This window comes from Dyella mobilis (genome assembly GCF_016904945.1).
Lineage (GTDB): Bacteria > Pseudomonadota > Gammaproteobacteria > Xanthomonadales > Rhodanobacteraceae > Dyella_B > Dyella_B mobilis.
Window position 1 is genome coordinate 15,097 of sequence record NZ_JADIKF010000040.1, and the last position, 23,366, is coordinate 38,462.

General features: G+C 66.1%; 1 protein-coding gene (running past one end of the window). It reads left to right on the forward strand.

What is annotated here, in order from left to right; translation table 11 throughout:
- Positions 1-23,366 carry the 5' portion of a non-ribosomal peptide synthase/polyketide synthase gene (locus ISS99_RS23540; RefSeq protein ID WP_204632710.1) on the forward strand. It continues 4,225 nt past the right edge of the window, so only the first 23,366 of its 27,591 coding nucleotides appear in the window; its start codon is at positions 1-3; its stop codon lies off the right edge, out of view.

The following is a 23,366-nucleotide window of genomic DNA, read 5'->3' on the forward strand; positions in this document are numbered from 1 at the left end:
ATGGACACCACCAGCAAGCGTCTGCACGCACTAACTGCGCCGCAATTGGAAATGTGGTTTGCGCAACAACTCGAACCCGTCAATCCGCTGTACGACAGCCGCGGTTATATCGATATTCCGGATGCGCTGGACGCCCCATGCTTCGAACGGGCGCTGCAATTATTTACGGCGGAAACGGAGGCACTGCGCCTACGATTCGTCGATACCCCTGATGGTCCGCGCCAGTATCTGGCCGAACCGGCGCCGTTTTCGCTCGACGTCGTCGATATGTCGCAAGAGGAAAACCCATTTGCCGCCGCGCAGGCTGCGATGGCCGATGAAGGCTGCCGCGTCTACGACCTGCTTGGCGAGCGCCTGTTCCACTACGCGCTGTTCAAGCTCGGCCCGCAACGTTTCCTCTGGTACAAGCGCTACCACCACATCGTCATGGACGGCGCCAGCATTCCGTTCGCCACGCGCCGCGTCGCCGCGATCTATACGGCCTTGAAGCGCAGCCAGGCGGTTCCGCCGGCGCCGACTGCCTCGATCAGCACCTTGCTCGAAAGCGACTTGACGTACCGGGCATCCGCCCGTTACGAAAGCGATCGGAACTATTGGCGCGAATACACGCAGCGCCTCGGCGATGCAGAGGGCGTCAGCGGACGCGCGCCAAGCTTCAGCAGTGCATACCGGCGCGACACCATTGCATTCCCCACCGCATTGGCAGAACAGCTGATTGCATCGGAAAAGGTGGCCGGCAAGTGGCCACCGCTGCTGACGGCGATGGTCGCAGCATACCTGTTTCGTGTCAGCGATGGCCGCGTCGGCACCTTCGATTTCCCCGTGGCCGCACGTAGCAAAGAAACTCGCGACATTCCCGCCATGCTCGCCAACGTGCTGCCGCTGGGCCTCGGCGTGACGCCCGAAGACAACTGTGCCGAGCTCGCCCGCCGCACCGGCAGCGAAATCCTGCGCCACCTCAAGCATCAGCATTTTCGCGGCAAGGATATCCAGCAGCTGCGCGGATCGGCGGCCGCGCATACCTTCGGGCCACGCATCAATATCGTGGGTTTCGAAGACGATTGCGAGTTCGACGGCGCTCCGGCCACCTCTCATTCGCTGAACAACGGCCTGGTACACGACCTGGCGATCACCTTGCAAGGACGCATCGGCGCCCCCGGTTGCGAACTGCACGTGGATGCCAACTGCCAACTGTACGATGAAGCGGACGCCGCCCAGCACGCACGACGCCTGTTGCACTTTATCGAACAGGCCGCTGCCGATCCGACCCGCCCCATCGGCGACATCGACCTGCTCGACACGACGGAACGCCAGCGACTGCTGCACGGCTGGAACGACACCGCGCACACGGTGCCATCAGCCACCGTGCCCGCCCTGTTCGAACAACAAGTCGCACGCACGCCCGACGCCATCGCCGCCACCTTCGAACACGCATCGCTCAGCTACGCCGAACTCAACACTCGCGCCAACCGCCTCGCCCATGCCCTGATCGCCGACGGCGCCGGCCCCGAATGCCTCGTCGCCATCGCCCTGCCCCGTTCGCTGGACTTGGTCGTCGCCCTGCTGGCTGTGTTGAAAGTCGGTGCCGCCTATTTGCCGCTCGATAGCGATTACCCGGCCGAACGCCTCGCCTTCATGCTCGCCGATGCACAGCCGCGACGCGTGATTTCACGCAGCGATATCGACCTTCCCACCAGCGACGTGCCGTGCTGGCACCTGGACGACACCGCCGTGCGCGTGATGCTGGCGGCGGCCGCAGACACCAACCCGGCGCCGGCACTCGCACCGTTGCATCCGGCTTATGTGATCTATACCTCCGGCTCCACCGGTACGCCCAAGGGGGCGCCCAATACCCACGCCGGCCTGGTCAACCGCCTGGCCTGGATGCAGCACGCCTACGGCCTTCAAACCGACGACGTAGTGGTGCAGAAGACACCCTTCAGCTTCGACGTCTCGGTATGGGAGTTCTTCTGGCCGCTGCTGCACGGTGCGCGGCTGGTCCTGGCGCAGCCGGGCGGGCATCGCAACCCGGCCTATCTGGCCGAGCTGATCCAAGCACAAGGCGTCACCACCCTGCACTTCGTGCCCTCGATGCTGGAAGCGTTCCTGGATGATCCGGCCAGCGCACGCTGCACCAGCATCCGCCGCATCGTGTGCAGCGGCGAGGCGCTGTCCGGCGCCTTGCGCGAACGCGTGCGCACGACACTGGATCGTCCGCTGCACAATCTCTACGGTCCCACCGAAGCGGCCATCGACGTCACCGCCTGGACCTGCCGCGACGAAACCGCCGGCAGTGCCGTGCCGATCGGCGCACCGATCTGGAACACCCAGACCTATGTACTGGATGCGCGCTTGCAACCGGTGCCGGCGGGCGTGCCGGGCGAGCTGTATCTGGCCGGTACCGGCCTGGCGCGCGGTTATCTGCGTCGCCCGGGCTTGAGTGCGGAGCGCTTTATCGCCAACCCGTTCGCACAGGGCGCGCGGATGTATCGCACCGGCGACCTGGCGCGCTGGCGCAGCGACGGACAGCTGGACTACCTGGGCCGCACCGACCATCAGGTGAAGCTGCGCGGCCTGCGCATCGAACTGGGCGAGATCGAAGCAGCGCTGGCGCAGTTGGGGCATACGCCCAACGTGGTGGTGGCGCGCACCGATCGCGACGGTGCCATGCAGTTGGTGGCCTATGTGGTCGCATCGCAACTGGACAGCGCAACGCTACGCACGCAACTGGCGCAACGCCTGCCCGACTACATGATTCCCGCCGCCTTCGTGGCGCTGGATGCCCTGCCGCTGAACGCCAACGGCAAGCTCGACCGCAAGGCGCTGCCGGCGCCGTCGTTCCAGCCGGTGACGCAGCGGGCACCACGCACGCCGGAAGAATCGGTATTGGCCCAACTGTTTGCCGAGGTGCTTGGCCTGGAGCGTGTGGGCATCGACGACAACTTCTTCGAGCTCGGCGGGCATTCGCTGCTGGCATTGCGCCTGATTTCGCAAATTCGCTCGCGCTTGCACGCGGACGTCTCGATTCGCGACATCTTCGAAGCGCGCACCATCGCAGCGCTGGCACCAAGACTGCGCAAGGCACAGGCGACGCGCCCGGCCTTGCAGGCAGCACGGCCGCGGCCGGCGCAGCTGCCACTGTCCTATGCGCAGCGCAGCCTGTGGTTCATGCATCAGTTCGAGGGCCCCAGCGCCACCTACAACATTCCGCTCGCCACGCAATTGCAGGGCCCATTGCAGGTTTCCGCGCTGCAAGCGGCGCTGAGGGACGTGCTCCAGCGGCACGAAAGCCTGCGCACCGTTATCCCCGCTGGCGATACGCCCTGCCAGCAGGTGCTGGACCAGGCCGTACTGGAACTTGCCGTGGTCGAGGTGCAGCCGTCGCAGCTGCCGTTTGCATTGAACACGGCAGTGATGCACGCCTTCGATCTCAGCCGCGAACTGCCGTTGCGCGCCACGCTGTTCCGTGTCAATGAAGAACAGCACGTCCTGCTGCTGCTTCTGCATCACATTGCCGGCGACGGTTCCTCGCTGATCCCGTTGGCCGACGACCTGGCCCATGCCTACACCGCACGCATGGCGAGCGAGGAGCCCACCTGGGCACCGCTGCCGCTGCAATACGCCGACTACACCTTGTGGCAACGCGAGCTGCTGGGCCAGGCCGCCGATCCCGCCAGCCTGCATGCGCGCGAGCTTGGCTATTGGCGACAGGCGCTGGCCGACCTGCCCGATCAGCTGAGCCTTCCGCACGACCGTCCACGCCCCGCTGCCATGACTTATCGCGGGCAGCATCTGTTGCTGGATATCGATGCCGAGCTGCACGGTCGACTGCTTGCACTGGCACAGCAACACGATTGCACGCTGTTCATGCTGCTGCATGCTGCACTGGCAGCCCTACTCACGCGGCTTGGCGCGGGCACCGACATTCCCATCGGCAGCTCGGTCGCCGGGCGTAGCGAACCGTCGCTGGACCGGCTGGTCGGCTTTTTCCTCAATACCCTGGTATTGCGTACCGATACTTCGGGCGACCCGGGCTTCGACGAACTGCTCGCGCGCGTGCGCCACACCGATCTGGCTGCTTACGAGCATCAGGATCTGCCCTTCGAGCAACTGGTGGAGGCGCTGCGTCCCGACCGCTCGCTGTCGCATCATCCGCTCTACCAGGTGATGCTGGTGTTGCAGAAAGCCGCGGGCAAATCGCTGCGCCTGCCAGGTTTGCGCTGCAGCGAGCAACTGTTCGACATGCCAACCGCCAAGTTCGACCTCAGTGTGGAGCTGGCCGAGCACGAGGATGAAAACGGACGCCCCTGCGGTCTGCGCGGCTTCGTGGAATACGCCACCGACCTGTTCGACGAAAACACCGTGCAAGCCTTGGCGCAACGCTTCCAACGCGTGCTGCACGCGGTGACGGAGAATGCATGCCAGCCGATCAGCCGCCTGCCGTTGCTCGATGAAGCTGAGCGCCGCCAGTTGCTGCACGATTGGAACGACACCGCGCACCCGGTGCAGCAAGCGACTCTTCCTGCGCTGTTCGAGGCGCAGGTGGCACATACTCCTGGCGCTGTTGCCGCGCGCGACGAATCTGCCGAGCTGGACTTCAGCCAGCTCAATGAACGCGCCAACCGGCTGGCCCACTGGCTGATCGAGGCCGGCGCCGGCCCCGAAACAGCAGTGGCTGTCGCCCTGCCGCCGTCTCTCGATCTGCTCGTCGCCCTGCTCGCCGTACTCAAGGCCGGCGCGGCCTATCTGCCGCTGGACGTCAGCTATCCGCCGGAGCGTCTGGCGTTGATGCTCGACGACGCCAAGCCGGTGTGCGTCATCACACGCACCGCACACACCACCGCATTGCCGACACAAACGCCGACGTGTCTGCTCGACCAAGCCGACACCCTGCAACAACTGGCGCAGCAACGCCACGACAATCCCACCGATCACGACCGCTCACGCCCCTTGCACCTGTTGCATCCGGCCTATGTGATCTACACCTCCGGTTCCACCGGCAAGCCCAAGGGCGTGCTGGTGGCGCATCGTTCGCTCGCACATTACTTCGCGTGGTGCCAGCACGAATATTTCCGCGTCAACGGCAACGGTTCCGCCACCACTCTATCGACCAGCTTCGACGGCAGCGTAACGACCCTGTTCGGCCCCTTGCTGGCGGGACAACCGCTGCATCTGCTCAATGTCGGCAACGACTTTGGCGCCTTGCTCGACACGGCGCCGCCTGGCGGCTACGAGCTGCTGAAGCTCACGCCGGCACACTTGAAACTGCTCAACGCCAGTCTCGATGCAAGGCAGGCTCCCGCCGAAACGCTGTTGCTGGGCGGCGAAGCCTTGCTGCCCGCCGACCTCGCATTCTGGCAAAGCAGGCACCCGCAGGTGCGCCTGATCAACGAATACGGCCCCACCGAAGCCACCGTGGGCTGCTGCACGCACGAGGTTGCCGAGGACGTGCGCGGCACGGCCAGCATCTCCATTGGCCGGCCGATCTGGAACACGCAGCTCTACGTGCTGGACGACCGCCTGCAACCGCAACCGGTCGGTGTCGCCGGAGAGCTGTATATCGCGGGCGACGGACTGGCGCGCGGCTACCTGCACCGCCCGGGGCTCAGCGCCGAGCGCTTCGTGGCGCATCCTTTTGCGCAGGGCGAACGCATGTATCGCACCGGCGACCTGGCGCGCTGGCGGGCCGATGGACGACTGGACTATCTCGGTCGCGTCGACACCCAGGTCAAGATCCGCGGCTACCGTATCGAGCTCGGCGAAATCGAAGCGGCGCTGACCCAGTTGGGCTTCCCGGGCAACGCCGTGATCGTGCGCGAAGATCGTGCCGGACAAAAACAATTGGTGGCCTATGTGGCCGGCGAAGCCGTCGATATCGCCGCTTTGCGCACGCAATTGGCCGAACGCCTGCCCGACTACATGCTGCCGAGCGCCTTCGTCCAGCTGAATGCGCTGCCGCTCACCGGCAACGGCAAGGTCGACCGCAAGGCGCTGCCAGCACCGGACTTCAACGCCGGCACCACGCGCGCGCCGCGCACCAAACAGGAGCGCATCCTGTGCGAGCTGTTCGCCGAGGTGCTAAGCCTCGAGGAAGTGGGCATCGATGCCAGCTTCTTCGAACTGGGTGGCGACAGCATCAGCGCCATCCGTCTGGTCAGCCGCGCACGCAAGCGCGGCCTGCTGATCGCGCCGCGCGACGTATTCAAGCATCCGCAGATCGAAGCACTGGCCGCACACACCGACGCCCCGGCCGAGGCGCCTGCGGCGAAGAGCGACGACGCCATCGGCGAGCTGCCGCTGCTGCCGATCATGCGCGCCTTTGTCGAACACGGAGGCCCGCTTGCACGTTTGCATCAATCGCAGCAGCTCGCAGCCCCGGCAGGCATGACGCAGCAAAATATGGGCGCTGCGCTGCAAGCGCTGCTCGACCGCCACGACGCCTTGCGCCTGCGGTTGATCGAACGGGACGGCCATTCGCTGGCCGTGATCGCGCCCAGCGGAACCGTCGTCGCCAAGGATTGTCTCGCCCGCATCGATCTGCTCGACGCCAGCGACGTTGAGCGCAGGCATCGCCTGAACCTGGCTGTTGCCGATGCCGTGACCCGGCTGGACCCGCACAACGGCATCCTGCTGCAGGCGGTGTGGGGCGACTGCGGCGCGCACCAGGCCGGTTGCCTGGTGCTGATCGCGCATCACCTTGCCGTGGACGGCGTGTCCTGGCGCATCCTGCTGCCCGATCTGCAGGCAGCCTGGCATGCCATCGCGCAGCAGCAGGCGCCTGCACTCGATCCTCCCGGCACGTCATTGCGCCGCTGGGCCCAACTGTTGCAGCAGGAAGCGAATGCGCCGCGGCGGCAACAGGAGTTGCCGCGGTGGCAAGCCATCGCCGCCGCGCCCGATCCGCAACTCGGTATGCGCGCACTCGATCCCAAGCGGGACACCGTACACACGCTTCGCCGGTTGCGCTTGCAATGGCCGGCCGATCTCACTGCGCAGTTGCTCGGCAACGTACCCACCGCTTTCCATGCCACCATCAACGACGTCCTGCTGACCGCATTCGCATTGGCGCTGGCAAAGTGGCGTAGCGAGCGCACGACCGAGACGAGCCTGGCGGTGCGCTTCGAACTGGAAGGCCACGGCCGCGAGGATGTGTTCGACGGCATCGATCTTTCGCGCACGGTCGGCTGGTTTACCAGCCTGTATCCGGTTGCGCTGGACCCAGGCAGCATCGACCTTGACCAGGCCTTGCAGGGCGGCAGCGATCTGGGGCGCGCGCTCAAGCGCATCAAGGAACAGTTGCATGCCATTGCGGACCATGGCCTGGGCTATGGCCTGCTGCGCCATTTGAATGAAAACGGACGTGCCGCGCTGAGCGCACTGCCGCCGGCGCAAGTCGCCTTCAACTATCTTGGCCGCTTCACCTTGGACGGCGACAACGGCTTGCAGGAACTGGGTGGCGGCGACGACCCCCGGCGCGCGCTTTCCCACGCCATCACGCTGGATGCCGCCGTGCTCGATCGCGACGGCGGCCCGGAACTTGCCGCCGAATGGAGTTATGCCGGCGAGTTGTTCAACGCCGTGGACATCGAGGCACTCGGCCGCCAATGGTTTGCCGCATTGCACGCGATGCTGTTGCACGTAGAGCAGCCGGATGCCGGCGGCCTCACGCCGAGCGACCTGCCGCTGGTGACACTGGACCAGGCCGCCATCGAGCAACTGGAGCGCACTCATCCCTTGGCCGACATATTGCCACTGTCGCCCTTGCAAGAAGGATTGCTGTTCCACGCGCTCTACGATCACGACGCCGCAGACGCCTATCTCACCCAGATGGTGTTCGCACTGGAAGGCCCGTGGCAGCCGGACGCCCTGCAACGGGCAGCGCACGCTTTGCTTGCGCGTCATCCGCAGCTTTGTGCCGCGTTCGTGCAACAGGCAGATGGGCAACCGACGCTGCAACTGATTCCACGCGACGTGCCGAATGCCTGGCAATTCATCGATCTGGCCGACCTGCCCAGGCACGATCGCGAAGAAGCCCTGCAGCGCCGCGTGCAGGAAGACCGGCAACGCCGCTTCGATCCAGCCCGCTTGTCGCTGCGCTTCACCTTGATCCGCTTGTCGCCACAGGATTACCGGCTGCTGTTCACCCACCATCACGTACTGCTCGATGGCTGGTCGATGCCGATTCTGTTGCCGGAATTGTTCGCCATCTACCACGCCGGCAACGACCGGGCACTGCCTTACGTACGTCCCTACCGCGATTACCTTGACTGGCTCGCCGACCAGGATCGCGAGGCGATGCGCGAGCTGTGGCGACAATCGCTGGAGGGCGTGGACCAGCCATGCCTGCTAGCCGCGCAACACACTGCGCCAGGCGTACCGCAACTTCATCAGCACGTTTTTTCGACCGACCTTACCCAGGCCCTGGATGCGCAGGCGCGCCGCCACGGCTTTACCGTCAACACCTTGCTGCAGGCGGCATGGGCGCTACTGCTCAACCAGGCCACCGGCCGCGACGACACCTGCTTCGGTATTACCGTTTCGGGCCGACCGCCGGAACTGGCCGGCGTCGAGCGCATGGTCGGCCTGTTCATCAATACCGTGCCATTGCGCTTGCGCATCGATCCGCGCCAATCCCTGCGCGAACTGCTGGCCGAGCTGCAGGATGCGCAAGCGACGCTGATCCGTGCCCAGCATCTTGGCCTCAGCGAGATCTTGCAGCTCAGCGGTCAGCGCGAACTGTTCGATACCCTGCTGGTGTTCGAGAACTACCCCTTCGACCCCGCCGACCGGCGCGTATTGGACGAGCAGGCCGGTTTGCGCGTGGCGATGGCCGACCATCACGGCGGCGACGTTTCGCACTATCCGCTGAGCCTGGTTTTCGTTCCCGGCGAACGGCTGCAGTTGCGCATCGGCTATCAGCCCGACGCGTTCGCGACTGCGCAGATCCAGGCCTTGGCCGAACGCTACGGGCGCATTCTCGAAGCGCTGTCGGTAGACCTGTCCAAGCCGGTCGCGCAACTGGATCTGCTCAGCCGCAGCGAGCACGAGCAATGGCGCGCCTGGAACGCCACCGCGCACGCAATCAGCGATGCCACGCTTTCCGCGTTGATCGAGCAGCAGGCGGCACGCACGCCCGATGCCGTTGCGGCGGCATTCGAAGACGTCACGCTGAGCTATGCCGAACTCAACCGGCGCGCCAACCGCCTGGCGCATTTGCTGATGGCCGATGGCGCCGGCCCGGAAAGCATCGTCGGCATTGCCCTGCCGCGCTCGCTGGACCTGATCGTCGCCCTGCTGGCCGTGCTCAAGAGCGGTGCAGCCTACCTGCCGCTGGATACCGATTATCCGCCCGAGCGTCTTGCCTTCATGCTCGAGGATGCGCGTCCCGCCACCGTGCTTACGCGCAGCGACGTACAAGCGGCGCTGCCCTCCGATGCGGCACTGCTGCATCTGGACGATGCCCGCACGCAGGCGCGGCTCGACGCCAGCCGCGATCACAATCCGAGCGATGCCGAGCGGACGCGCCCGCTGCACGCCCTGCATCCCGCCTATGTGATCTACACCTCCGGTTCCACCGGCAGGCCCAAGGGTGTGCCCAATACGCACCAGGGCATCGTCAATCGCCTGCAGTGGATGCAGCATGCCTACGGCTTGCAGGCCGACGACGCCGTGCTGCAGAAGACGCCGTCCAGCTTCGACGTATCGGTGTGGGAATTCTTCTGGCCGCTGCTGCAAGGCGCGCGCCTGGTGCTGGCACGGCCCGAAGGCCATCGCGATCCGGCCTATCTGGCAGCGCTGATCCAACGGCAGAACATCACCACCGCGCACTTCGTGCCGTCGATGCTGGAAGCTTTCCTGCACGACCCGGCCAGTGCGCAATGCACCAGCCTGCGCCGCATTCTGTGCAGCGGCGAAGCCCTGCCGGGCGTGCTGCGCGAGCGCGTACGCGATGTGCTCGACCGTCCCTTGCACAATCTCTACGGCCCCACCGAGGCAGCGGTAGACGTCACCGCCTGGGCCTGCCGCGATGACGAACGGGGCGCAAGCGTGCCGATCGGCGCACCGATCTGGAACATCCGCACTTACGTGCTCGACGCGGCATTGCGTCCATTGCCGCCCGGCGCTACCGGCGAGCTGTATTTGGCCGGGATCGGCCTGGCGCGTGGCTATCTGCATCGCCCGGGCCTAAGCGCTGAGCGCTTCGTGGCCAATCCATTCGATGCCGGCCAGCGCATGTACCGCACCGGCGATCTGGCGCGATGGCGCAGCGACGGCCAGTTGGAATACCAGGGCCGTATCGACCACCAGGTAAAACTGCGCGGCCTGCGCATCGAGCTGGGCGAGATCGAAGCGGCGCTGGCGCGACTCGGTCATGCACAGAATGTGGTGATTGCGCGCAACGACCCGCGCGGGGAGATGCAACTGGTGGCCTACGTGGTCGCCGAACAGCTGGATGCCGACACCCTGCGCAGCTCGCTGGCCGCCCACCTGCCCGACTACATGCTGCCCGCCGCTTTCGTAGCCATGGCCGCATTGCCGCTCAGCCTCAACGGCAAGCTTGATCGCAAGGCCCTGCCCGCCCCGGATTTCGCAGCGCAGTCCACGCGCGAACCGCGCAATGCGCAGGAAGCGCTGCTGTGCAAGTTGTTCGCCGACGTGCTCGGCCTGCCGCGGGTCGGCATCGACGACGACTTCTTTGCCTGCGGCGGCCATTCCCTGCTGGCCGTGCGCCTCGCCGGACGCATCCGTGTGCAGCTCGGCGTCGAGCTGCCATTGCGCACCCTGTTCGAAACGCGCAGCGTGGCGCATTTGGCGCCGCGACTTGGCAGCGCAGCGGCCACGCGTCCAGCCTTGCAGAAAATGCCGCGGCCGGAAGCGCTGCCGCTCTCCTTCGCCCAGCATCGCTTGTTGTTCCTGCAACAGCTGGAGGGTCCCAACGCCACCTACAACATTCCGGTCGCGGCACACCTACACGGCAAGCTCGACCGTGAGGCGCTCCACGCCGCCCTGCATGACGTCGTAGTGCGTCACGAAAGCCTGCGTACTGTCTTCTCGTCTCCTGCGCAGCCGGTACAACACGTACTGGCTGCGGAAGATTCAGCCGTCACGCTGGTCCATCACGACGTAACGCCGGCCACCTTGGATGCAGCTTTGCATCGGGCAGCCCAACATCCGTTCGACCTGACCCGAGAACTGCCGCTGCGCGCCACTACGTTCCGGCTCGGTGGCGACGAACACGTCCTGCTGTTGCTGCTGCATCACGTCGCCGCCGACGGCGCCTCGCTGGCACCGTTGCTGCACGATCTGTCACGTGCGTATGCCGCGCGTTGCGACGGCCGCGCACCAAGCTGGCCGGATGCACCGCTGCAATACGTCGACTACACACTGTGGCAACGCCAATTGCTGGGTGACGAAACCGACCCGCACAGCCTCGCCGCCGCCCAGATCGCCTATTGGAAGCAGCGACTGGACGGTGCGCCGGAACAAATGGCGCTACCGAGTGATCGCCCGCGCCCCGCCGTCGCCAGCCATTGCGGCGACAGCATCGCACTGCACATACCGGCCGCCTTGCATCGGCGCTTGCTGGAACTGGCCAACACGAGGCAAGCCACGCTTCACGCCGTGCTGCATGCAGCCTTGGCCGCCTTGCTCAACCGCCTGGGCGCCGGCGACGACATCGTGCTGGGTACGCCGGTGGCCGGTCGCAGCGACCAGGCGCTCGACGGCATGGTCGGCCTGTTCCTCAACACCCTGGTGCTGCGTACTGACCTGTCCGGTCGACCCAGTTTCAACCAAATGCTGGCACGTGTGCAGGAGAACAACCTGCAGGCGTATGCACAGCAGGACCTGCCGTTCGAGCAACTGGTGGAAGCGATCAACCCCGCCCGGTCGCTGGCGCACCACCCGCTGTTCCAGGTGCTGTTCGCATTGCACAACACCGACACGCCGCAGTTGCACCTGCACGGCATGGAAGCCGGCGAACATCGCCTGGACCTGTCCATCGCGAAGTTCGACCTCAACCTCGATTTCGTGGAGCGCCGCGGTGCAGACGGCAGCGCCGCCGGCATCGACGGCAACGTCGGCTACGCCACCGATCTGTTCGATCGCACCACGGTGGAAGCATTGGCTGCGCGAATGCTGCGCCTGCTCGAAGCCGTGGCTGCCGATCCGGAACAGCCGTTGGCACACATCGACGTGCTCACCACGGCCGAGCGCGAACAGCTGTTGCACGCCTGCAACGATACCGCCTATCCGCTGTCCGGGCTCACCCTTCCGCAACGCTTCGAGGAACAGACGGCGGCCTATCCCGACGAGCCGGCCTTGCTGTTCGAACAGCAGCATCTCACTTACGCGCAATTGAACGAACGCGCCAATCGCTTTGCGCACGTGTTGATCACAGCCGGCATCGGCACCGAAGACATCGTCGCCATCGCCCTGCCCCGTTCGTCGGAACTGCTGGTGGCGCTGCTTGGCGTGATGAAGGCCGGCGCTGCCTACTTGCCGCTGGATCCGGACTATCCGCCGCAGCGCCTGCACTACATGCTGGAAGACGCTCGCCCGGCCGCGCTGATAGCCACCACCGCGCAAGCCGCCTTGCTGGAACAAGGGTCGTCGTCGGCCATCCAGCGTCGTTTCGTGATTGACACCCCGACGTGGCAGGAGGCCATCGCCGCCGCTGCCGCGCACGACCCGCGCGACGACGAGCGCCGCCAACCGCTGCACCCGCAGCATCCCGCGTACGTGATCTACACCTCCGGCTCCACCGGCCGACCCAAAGGTGTGATGGTCGAACACCGCGCGCTGGACAACTTCCTGCAAGCAATGGTGCGCACGCCCGGACTTGCTGCGGGCGAACGCGTGCTGGCCCTGACCCCGATCTCGTTCGATATCGCCGGCCTGGAGCTGTACCTGCCGTTGATACGCGGCGCCTGCGTGCAAATGCTGCCGCGCGATGTCTCCATCGACGCCGATCGCCTGCGCGCCTGTATCGAACAAACGGCGCCGGACGTGATCCAGGCCACACCCGCCACCTGGCAGATGCTGCGCGCATGCGGCTGGAACCCGACGCCCTCGCTACGTTTGCTGTGCGGCGGCGAAGCGCTGCCCGCCGACCTGGCCGCCTATCTCTGCAACCGCGGCGCGCAGTTGTGGAACGTATATGGACCCACCGAAACCACGGTGTGGTCGCTGATCTCGCGCATCGAGCCGTCGATGCCGGTCACTATCGGCACCCCGCTGGACAATACCCGCACCTACCTGCTCGACCGTGGCTTGCAACCGGTACCCGTCGGCGTTCCCGGAGAGCTTTACCTTGCCGGCGAGGGTCTGGCCCGCGGTTATCTGCACCGCGCCGCGCTCAGCGCCGAGCGCTTCGTGGCCAATCCGTTCGAATGCGCTGCGCGCATGTATCGCACCGGCGATCTTGCACGTCGACGCGCCGACGGCCAGCTGCACTACCTCGGGCGTGTCGACAACCAGGTGAAGCTGCGCGGCTTCCGCATCGAACTCGGCGAAATCGAAACCGCGCTCGCCGCCTTGGGCCATCCGCGCAATGCCGTGCTGGTACGCGAGGACCGTGCCGGCCAGCCGCAACTGGTCGCCTACCTGACTGGCGAAGCCATCGACGTTGCCGCGTTGCGCATGCAACTCGCCCAGCGCCTGCCCGACTACATGTTGCCGGCAGCCTTCGTATCGCTGGCTGCACTCCCGCTGACGCCCAACGGCAAGCTGGACCGCAAAGCGCTGCCCGCGCCGGAACTGGCCGAACGTGTCACGCGCGAACCACGCAACGCGCAGGAAGCCGTGCTGTGTGCGCTATTCGCCGACGTGCTGGGCCTGCCGCAGGTCGGCACCGACGACAGCTTCTTCGAACTGGGCGGCCATTCGCTACTGGCGACCCGTCTGGTCAGCCGCATCCGCGCACGGCTGAGCGTAGAGGTGGCCATCCGCACACTGTTCGAGGCACCTACCGTGGCGCAACTGTCGCCGCGTCTTGCGCGCAATGCGTTGCGCCCCGCTTTGCGCCGGCGCGAGCGCCCCGCGTCGTTGCCGCTGTCGCATGCACAACGGCGGTTGTGGTTTATCCAGCAATTCGAGGGACGCAGCGCCACCTACAACATTCCGATGCCGCTGCGCCTGTCCGGGACGCTGGACGCGCAGAGCCTCGAGCAGGCGCTGCGCGACGTGATCGGCCGGCACGAAAGTCTGCGCACTGTGTTCGCTGCGGTGGACGGCGTCCCCGAGCAACGGATTCTCGACATGCACGCGGTAGATCTCTCGCTCGCCGCCGAACCGGTCGACGCCGACGCCTTGGCGGACGTGCTGGCTGAAGCAGCCGGCCACGGCTTCGACCTGGCACGGGAGACGCCACTGCGTGCACGCCTGTTCCGGCTCAACGAGCAGGAACACGTACTGATGCTGGTGTTGCACCACATCGCCGGCGATGGCGGCTCGTTCGCGCCGATGGCGCGCGACGTGGCACGAGCCTACGGCGCACGGCTCGCCGGCCAGGCTCCCGAGTGGCCATCCCTTCCGGTTCAATATGCCGACTACACGTTGTGGCAACACGAACTGCTGGGCCGCGAGGACGATCCGCAGAGTCTGCTCAGCACGCAGTTCAACTACTGGAAGCAGGCGCTGCGCGATCTGCCAGAATGCATCGCCCTGCCGACCGATCGCCCGCGTCCGGCAGTGTCCACCCATCGCGGCAAACAGGTGGCATTGCAGCTCGATGCGGACTTGCATGGACGCCTGCTGCGCCTGGCGAAGCAGCAGCAAGGCACCCTGTTCATGCTGCTGCACGCCGGCCTCGCCGCCTTGCTCACCCGTCTTGGCGCGGGCCACGACATCGCCATCGGCGGCGCCATAGCCGGCCGTACCGACCAGGCACTGGACGAACTGATCGGCTTCTTCGTCAACACCCTGGTGCTGCGCACCGACACCGCCGGCAATCCGCGCTTCTCGCAGTTGCTGCAGCAGGTGCGCGAAACCGCATTAGCCGCCTACGCGCATCAGGACGCGCCGTTCGAACGGCTGGTGGAACTGCTCAATCCGGCACGCTCCACCTCGCACCATCCGCTGTTCCAGGTCGGCATCGTGCTGCAGAACGCCGCGCAGGCAAAACTGGAACTACCGGGCCTGCAGTTGTCGGTGGAGCCGGCGGATTTCCTTACCGCCAAGCTGGATCTCTTGTTCAATATTGTCGAGGCAACCGACGACGATGGCACGCCGCAGGGCTTGAAGGGCTTCGTCGAATACGCGACCGATCTGTTCGATGCCGAGACGGTGGAAACCCTGCTGCGCCGCTGGATCGCCCTACTCGACGCGGTGACCGTCGCACCGGACACGCGCATCGGCGATATCGACCTGCTCGACACCCACGAACACCGCCAGCTGCTGGTGTGGAGCGTCAGCGCACGCGACGTCGCCGAAGCCACCCTGCCCGTGTTGTTCGAACGGCAAGTCGCCGCCACCCCGGATGCCACGGCCGCCGCGTGCGGCGATGAAACATTGAGCTATGCCCAGCTCAATGCGCGTGCCAACCGGCTGGCGCGTGCACTGATCGCACGCGGCATCGGCCCGGAAGACCGCATTGCGCTGGCGGTGCCGCGTTCGCTGGCCATGCCGGTCGCGATGCTCGGCATTCTCAAAGCCGGCGCGGCCTATGTACCGCTGGACCCGGCCTACCCAGCCGAACGACTGGCCTACATGCTCAACGATGCATGCCCGGCACTGCTGCTCACCGACGTCGATACGCTGGCGCAACTGCCGGTGCAGGACATTCCGACGCTGTTGCTGGACGCCGCGGACAGCGTGCAATGGCTGGCGGCGCAAGCCCCCGCCGATCTGCAGCAGTCGGAACGCCGCCGGCCACTGCGTACGGGGCATGCCGCCTATGTGATCTATACCTCCGGTTCCACCGGACGCCCCAAGGGCGTGATGGTCACGCATGCCGGCGTTGCCAGCCTCGCCAGTGGCCAGATCGAACGCTTCGGCGTGCAGCCGCATAGCCGCGTGCTGCAATTTGCCTCGTTGAGCTTCGATGCTGCGTTCTCCGAATGCTGCATGGCATTGCTTTCCGGCGCCGCGCTGGTGATGGCGCCGAAGGAAGCACTGATGCCGGGCGATGCCTTGATCGAACTGGCCGCGAAGCAGCGCATCACCCACGTTACCTTGCCGCCTTCCGCGCTGAGCGTGATGGCACCCGAAGCCCTGCCCGGCATCACTCACCTGGTGATCGCCGGCGAAGCGTGCGCGCCGCATCTGGTGGATGCGTGGTCGCGCGGACGCTGCCTGATCAACGCCTACGGTCCCACCGAAACCACCGTGTGCGCTTCGATGAGCGAAGCGTTGGAAGGCGAACAGGTGGCACCGATCGGCCGGCCGATCCACAACGCGCGCCTGTATGTGCTCGACGAACAGCTGCAGCCGGTCCCCGCCGGCGTGCCGGGCGAGTTGTACATTGCCGGCACCGGCCTGGCGCGTGGCTACGTGGGACGTGCGGCACTTACTGCCGAACGCTTCGTCGCCAATCCATTCCAGCCCGGCACGCGCATGTATCGCTCGGGCGACCTGGCGCGCTGGCGCAACGATGGGCAGCTCGACTACCTGGGCCGCGTCGATACCCAGCTGAAGATCCGCGGCTTCCGCATCGAACCCGGCGAAATCGAGGCTGCGCTGCAACGGCATCCGGCCGTGGCGCAGGCTGCCGTGATTGCTCGCGAGGATGTACCCGGGCACAAGCAACTGGTCGGCTACGTGGTACTGGATCGCGACGCCAGCAAGGCTCGCGACACCTCGCAGGAGCAGCGCCAGGTCGGCGAATGGCAGACCATTTACGAGAAGCTGCATGGCGAGGACCAGGAACAGCAAGCCGGCCAAGACACCGGCTTCGGCGACGACTTCGGTGGCTGGAACAGCAGCTACGACGGCCAGCCTCTGCCGTTGGCCGACATGCAGGCGTGGCGCGCGGCGGCGGTGGAGCGCATTCTCGCGCTCAAGCCGCGCACCGTACTGGAAATCGGCGTCGGCAGCGGCCTGATCCTGGCCAAGGTGGCGCCGCATTGCGACAGTTACTGGGGTACGGACTTGTCCCGCTCCACCATCGAACTGTTGCGCGGCCGCTTGCGCACGCAGCCGGAAATCGCTGCACGCGTGCGTCTCAACGCACAGCCGGCCCACGTCATGGACGGCCTGCCTGCCGGTCACTTCGATGCGATCGTGCTCAACTCGGTGCTGCAATATTTCCCCAGCGCCGACTACCTCACGGACGTGTTGCGCCAGGCCTTTACGCTGCTGGCGCCGGGCGGTGCGATCTTCCTGGGCGACGTGCGCAACCTGCACCTGCATCGCTGCTTCGCCAGCACGGTACAGATCCAGCAGGCAGATGCCGACGCAGACGCGGCAAGCGTGCGGCGCCGAATCGAACAGACCTTGCTGGCTGAAAAAGAACTGCTGCTCGCTCCCGAATACTTCGCGCAACTGCCGCAGCAGGTGGACGGCCTTGCGGCCGTGGACATCCAGACCAAGCGTGCGCGCTACAGCAATGAGTTGAGCCGGCACCGCTACGACGTGGTATTGCACAAGGCGCCGCGACAGGTGGAATCACTGGCGCGGCTGCCCCAGCTGGCCGTGGGCAGCGACGTCGTCACGCTGAGGGACTTGCAGCGCCACCTGCAACAACAGCCGGCGCGCTTGCGCCTTACCGGCCTCGGCAATAGTTGGCTCGCCCCCGAACTGGCCGCCATGCAAGCCTTGCACGCCGGCGGCGATGCAACGGCGTGGCAGGCGCGCCTGCACGAAGAAGCGCACGTCGAAATCGACAGTGAAGCCGTGCGCACGCTGGGCGAGGCGCTGGGCTACCGGGTAGCCGTCACCTGGTCCAGCCAGGGCGACGGCCTGCTGGACGCCTTGTTGGTGAAAGATGCAGACGCGTCGGCCGTATTCACCGACATCTACCTGCCGTGCACGGAGGCACGCGCTGCGCACCGGCACGCCAACGACCCCTCCAGCTTCGAGCGCTTCGGCGACGTGCGGCGCTTTATCGCCAGCCAGTTGCCCGAGCACCTGCTGCCGACCCTGGTGCTGCTGCCGGTATTGCCGCTCACCCCGAACGGCAAGCTCAATCGCAAGGCCCTTCCCGCGCCGGAATTCACGCCAAGTGCGCAACGCGCGCCGCGCAATGCGCAGGAACAGGTGCTGGCACAGCTTTACGCCGAAGTGCTCGGCTTGCCGCGCGTCGGCGTGCAGGACAGCTTCTTCGACCTGGGCGGCGACAGCATCATCTCGATCCAGCTGGTCAGCCGCGCACGCAAGGCGGGCCTGCTGATCACGCCGCGCGACGTCTTCCAGCACCAGAGCGTTGCCGCGCTGGCGCAGATCGCACGTCCACTCGAAAACGATGGCACGCCCACCGTGGAAAACGTGGCGCACGGCGAGGTTTTGCCGACGCCGATCATTCACTGGCTGCTGGATCGCTCGCAGCCGTTCGAGCGCTTCTGCCAATCGGTGCTGTTGCAGGTTCCGGCCGAACTGGGCGAAGACGCTCTGGCCGCTTCACTGCAGGCTTTGCTCGATCACCACGATGCCTTGCGCATGCAGCTCTCGCGCGAATCGTCGTCCTGGCATCTGCACATCCCCCTGCCCGGCAGCGTCGACGCGCGAAGCCTGCTTCAACGCGTCGATATCTCTTCGCTCGATCCGACGGCACTGCAGAGTTGCCTCAGCGAGCAGGCGCAAGCCGCCGAATGCCGGCTTGCACCCATGGAAGGCAGGCTGTTGCAAGCGGTGTGGTTCGATGCCGGAAATGCATCCGGCCGCCTGCTGCTGGTCATTCACCACCTGGCCGTGGACGGCGTGTCCTGGCGCATCCTGCTGCCCGCGCTGCAACAGGCGTGGCAGGCATTGCGCGCCGGCAAAACGGTGCAACTGGATGAGCCTGGCCACTCGTTCCGCTACTGGGCCGCACATCTGGCGCAGAGCGCAGCCTCGCGCCAGGCGGAGTTGCCGCTGTGGCAGGATGTGCTGTCCGTGCCCGATCCGCTGCTTTCCACGCGCGCCTTCGATCCGCAGCGCGACAACGGCCACACCGTGCAGCGACTCAGCGTCACGCTTCCTGCCGAACTGACCCGACCGCTGCTCACCGAAGCACCTGCGCGTTTCCACGGCCAGGTCAACGACATCCTGCTCAGCGCTTTCGCGCTCGCGGTGGCCGACTGGCGCCGCCGCCATACCGGCGCCGACACGCCGGATGTCTTGCTCGACCTGGAAGGCCACGGCCGCGAGACCGACGGCACCGGCATCGACCTTTCGCGTACCGTCGGCTGGTTTACCAGCCTGTTCCCGCTGCGCCTGAATCTGGACGGCGTGGATCTGCACGATGCCTTGCAGGGCGGCGCTGCGATGGGGCGTGCGATCAAGCGCGCAAAAGAACAACTGCGCGCGCTGCCCGATCACGGCCTCGGTTACGGCGTGCTGCGATACCTGGATGCACAGGCCGGTGCTTCGCTGGCGGCATTCGGCGAACGTCAGCTGGCTTTCAACTACCTGGGCCGCGTACCCGCTGCGCAGGCACAGGATTGGGGCGTGGCGACCGAGCAGACCGGCGTGCACGGCGACCCCGCCATGCCGCCCGCGCATGCGATCGAACTGAATGCGTTGACCCGCGAACACGCCGACGGCGCGGAATTCGTCGCCACCTGGTCGTGGGCCGGCGCGCTTTTCTCCGCCGCGCAGATGGAAGACCTCGCCCAGACTTACACGCGCGCGTTACGAGCCGTGGTGACCCACGTGCAGCAGCCGCAGAGCGGCGGACTCACCCCCTCGGACGTGCCGCTGGTCGCGCTCGACCAGGCACGCATCGAAGCCTTGGAGGCGCGTTATCCGTTGCGCGACATCCTGCCCTTGTCGCCGCTGCAAAAAGGCCTGTTGTTCCACGCGCTGTACGACCCCCAGGGCCCGGACGCCTACGCGGTGCAGGTCCGCTTCGATCTCGAAGGCCCGCTCGACCCCGATGCTTTGCAACAGGCGGCGCATGCATTGCTGCAACGGCATCCGCAACTCGGTGCAGCGTTTGTGCATCCGCGCGATAGCGAACCGGTGCAATTGCTGCCGCGCGAAGTGCCGCTGGATTGGCGCTGGCACGACCTGCGTGCGTGGCCTTTATCGGAACGCGCGGCACGCGCCGAAAGCATCGAGTTGGACGATCGGCAAGCGCGCTTCGATCTTTCGCAGCCGCCGCTACTGCGCTTCACCCTGCTGCGACTGGCCGACGAGCGGCACCAGCTACTGCTGACCAACCACCACATCCTGCTCGACGGCTGGTCGCTGCCAGTGCTGACGCAGGAACTGTTCCAATTGTACAGCAGCGTGCGCGGCAAGCCGCAACGCCTGGCGCACGCCACGCCTTACCGCGACTATCTGGGCTGGCTGGCACGCCGCGACAGCGACGCAGCACGCAATGCCTGGAGCGAGGCCTTGCACGGCCTGGAGCAAGCCACCCTGCTGGCGCCGGCGCAACGCGACACTCACGCCGCACAACACAACCACGCCTGGCTGCTGCCGGAACCGCTCACCCGCAAGCTCGCCCAACAAGCGCGCAGCCTCGGCCTTACGCTCAACAGCGTGTTGCAAAGTGCATGGGGCCTGATGCTGGGTCACTTGTGCGGACGCGACGACGTGGTGTTTGGCGGCACCGTGTCCGGCCGCCCGCCGGAACTGCCCGACGTCGGCAGAATGGTGGGCCTGTTCATCAACACCTTGCCGATCCGCCTGCACTGGAAGGCATCGCAGACCCTGGCCGAGGTGTTGCTTGCCGCGCAGGCGCGACAGGCCAGCCTGCTAGAACACCAGCACCTGGACCTGGCCGAAATCCAGCAACTGGCCGACCTCGGTCCGCTGTTCGACAGCCTCTACGTCTTCGAGAACTACCCGATCGACAGCCACGCGCTGGAAAACGCCCTGGGCGAACTGCGCGTGGCCGGCTTCCACAGCCACGACGCCACGCACTATCCGCTGAGCCTGCTGGTCAATCCGGGCACGCAGTTGTCATTGCGGTTGAACTACGACGCACGACGCTTCGACGAAGCCGCAATTGCGCGCGTTGCCGAACGCCTGAGCCTGCTGCTGGAGACGATCGCCATCGATCCGCAGCGGCACGTGGGCCGGATCGACCTGCTCGATCCCAGCGAACGGCATGAACTGCTCGTGGCGCGCAATGCCAGCGCACGCGAACTGCCGTTCGCGCTGCAACCGGACCAGTTCGCGCAGCAGGCCGCTGCCACGCCGGATGCCGATGCGGTGATCGACGCGCAGGCCACGCTCAGTTATGCCGAGCTCAACTGCAGCGCCAACCGCCTCGCACACCTGCTGATGGCGCGCGGCATCGGGCCGGAGCGGCGTGTCGCGCTGGCGCTGCCGCGTTCGGCCGAACGCGTGGTCGCGCTACTGGCAATCCTCAAGAGCGGTGCCGCGTACCTGCCGCTGGACCCGGATTATCCGCGCGAGCGCCTGGCCTACATGCTCGACGACGCACAACCGGACCTGCTGATCAGCGACAGCGCCACCGCGGAGCACGTACCCGGCAGCACGCCTTCGCTGTGGTTGGACGACACTGACCTGATCGCGCAGCTGTGGCACTCGCCCACCCACGATCCACGTGATGACGAACGCGTGCGACCGTTGCGCCCCGAACATCCTGCCTATGTGATCTACACCTCCGGTTCGACCGGCCGGCCGAAAGGCGTGGTGGTATGCCATGCCGGCATCCCCAGTCTGGCGCATGCGCAAGCGGAGCGTTTCGGCATCGACGGACACAGCCGCGTGCTGCAACTGGCTTCGCTCAGCTTCGATGCGGCCAGCATGGAAATGCTGATGGCCTTTGCCGGCGGTGCCGCACTGGTGACACCGCCGCCGGGCATCCTGCTCGGCCAGGAACTGGCCGAGACCATCGAACGCTATGGGGTCACCCATGCCCTGATACCACCCAGCGCATTGGCCAGCGTCGATCCTGCCCAGGTGCACAGCCTGCACACCCTGATCGTGGGCGGCGAAGCCTGTCCCGCGCATTTGGTGCAAAGCTGGTCGACCGATACGCGTCGCGTGATCAATGCCTACGGGCCTACCGAAAGCACCATCTGCGCCGCGATGAGCGGCGCCTTGCACGGTCACGTCACGCCGCCGCTCGGACGGCCAGTGTGGAACACCCGTCTCTATGTGCTGGACGCAGCGCTGCAACCGGTTCCGGAAGGTTGCATCGGCGAGCTGTATATCGCCGGAGCAGGCCTGGCGCGCGGTTATCTCGGCCGCGCGCCACTCACTGCCGAGCGCTTCCTCGCCAACCCGTTCGAAGCCGGCCAGCGCATGTACCGCTCCGGCGATCTTGCGCGCTGGCGCGCCGACGGACAGCTCGATTACTGCGGCCGCGCCGACAGCCAGGTGAAGCTGCGCGGTTTCCGCATCGAGCTGGGCGAAATCGAAGCGGCACTGGCGCAACTGGGCTTTGCCGGCAATGCAGTGATCGTGCGCGAAGACCAGCCCGGACAACCGCAGCTGACCGCCTACCTGGTAACCGACGCGCTCGACGCCGACCACCTGCGCGAGCAACTGGGCAAGCAGTTGCCGGAACACCTGGTACCGTCGGCGTTCGTCGCACTCGACCAGTTGCCATTGACCCCCAACGGCAAGCTCGATCACCGCGCGCTGCCCGCGCCGCACTTCACGTCGACCAGCACGCGCGCACCGCGCACGTTGCGCGAGCAACAGCTTTGCGCCTTGTTCGCCGAAGTATTGGGCGTGGCGCAGGTCGGCATCGACGACAACTTCTTCGCGCTGGGCGGCCACTCCCTGCTGGCAACGCGGCTGATCAGTTATCTGCGCGACCGCCTGCGGGTGGAGGTGGGCATTCGCACCCTGTTCGAAGCGCCCACAGTGGAAGCACTGGCGCGCGCACTGCCGCAAACGCACGACACGCGGCTGCCCTTGCAGGCGATGCCGCGTCCCGCGCAATTACCCTTGTCGTTTGCGCAGCGCCGGTTGTGGTTCCTGCACCAGCTCGAAGGTCCGAGCGCAACCTACAACATTCCGCTCGCCATGCGGCTGGAAGGTCCGGTGAATGTCGCTGCCCTGCAAGCGGCGCTGGACGACCTGATCGCCCGCCACGAAAGCCTGCGCACGCTGTTCCCGCGCAACGACGTGCCGCAGCAGTACGTGCTGGCACAGGCCGCCCTGGTATTGGAACACCGCGATGTCGAAGAAAACGGTCTCGCCGCGGCACTGGCCGATGCCTCGGCTTACGCCTTCGATCTGAGCCGCGAAATTCCGCTGCGCGCACGCCTGCTGCGGCTGGCACCGCAACGCCACGTACTCGT